Origin of the sequence: Rhizobium sp. 16-488-2b (genome assembly GCF_017741815.1) — a bacterium.
In the GTDB taxonomy this organism is placed as follows: Bacteria; Pseudomonadota; Alphaproteobacteria; order Rhizobiales; family Rhizobiaceae; genus Rhizobium.
This window is the reverse complement of the sequence record NZ_JAGHMF010000056.1, coordinates 1-877: the sequence shown is the minus strand read 5'-3', so window position 1 is coordinate 877 and position 877 is coordinate 1. Positions and strand designations below refer to the sequence as shown.

Annotated in this window: 1 protein-coding gene; it reads left to right on the top strand. The window is 56.2% G+C overall.

Annotation, left to right across the window (positions count from 1 at the left end; all coding sequences use genetic code 11):
• The first annotated feature begins 70 nt into the window (after window positions 1-70).
• Entirely contained in the window at window positions 71-823 is a 753-nt protein-coding gene (locus J5286_RS31075; RefSeq protein WP_209193785.1) for an IS6 family transposase, read from the top strand.
• Window positions 824-877 lie beyond the last annotated feature (54 nt).

The following is an 877-nucleotide window of genomic DNA, read 5'->3' as shown; positions in this document are numbered from 1 at the left end:
AATTCTTTTGGTTAACTAGCTGTTGACCACGACGGTGGAATTTCCGCTCCCGATGTAGCGGAGCGTAGCCATGATTCTGAATGCCATTGCCGAAAAGCTGAAGCGCCAGTCGAAGGACGATTTCAAAGGGCGGCATTTCGAGGCATGGCTGATCGTGCAGGCAGTGACATGGTATCTACGGTATCCGCTCAGCTACAGAGATCTCGAGGAGATGTTCCGCGAGCGCGGCTTTGAGGTCGACCACAGCACCATCAATCGGTGGGTCCTTGCCTATGCACCTGTCATCGAGAAGCGGCTTCGCCAGTTTCGCCGACCGCATTGTGGCTCAGTCAGGATTGACGAGACCTACGTTAAGATCCGGGGCAAGTGGCGATACCTGTACCGCGCCATCGACAAGCACGGAAACCCGATCGACTTCTTGCTCACCGCTAAGCGCGATCTCGACGCCGCCAAGCGCTTCTTCCGTAAGATGCTCAAGGATGAGCCGCTACTATCGCCGGGTAAGATCGGCACCGATGGCGCCAACACGTTTCCTTCAACGATCAAGACAGCTGTCGAGGACGGGCTCCTGCATCCAGGCCCGGTACATTATGTCACCAAACATCTCCAACAAGGCATCGAGAGCGATCACTTCCGAGTGAAGAAGAACATGCCCAAGATCGGCGGCTTCCAGTCCTTCAAAACGGCGCGCCGGACGATCGCCGGGTTCGAAGCGATGTTGTGGCTGCGGAAAGGCTTCGGCTTTTCCGGCGAGTGGACCGTCAACGATCAGAATGATCTGCTCGGGCGCCTCTTCGGACTTCAAAAGGTTAACAAAGCGTAAAAGCTGGGTGATTATCGGCTCAACGCGTCCTATCGCCGGCTTTGCGACACGCCC

Excerpts from the sequence above, each read along its gene's own strand:
- J5286_RS31075 (WP_209193785.1), top strand. The coding sequence starts at position 71 with ATGATTCTGAATGCCATTGCCGAAAAGCTGAAGCGCCAGTCGAAGGAC.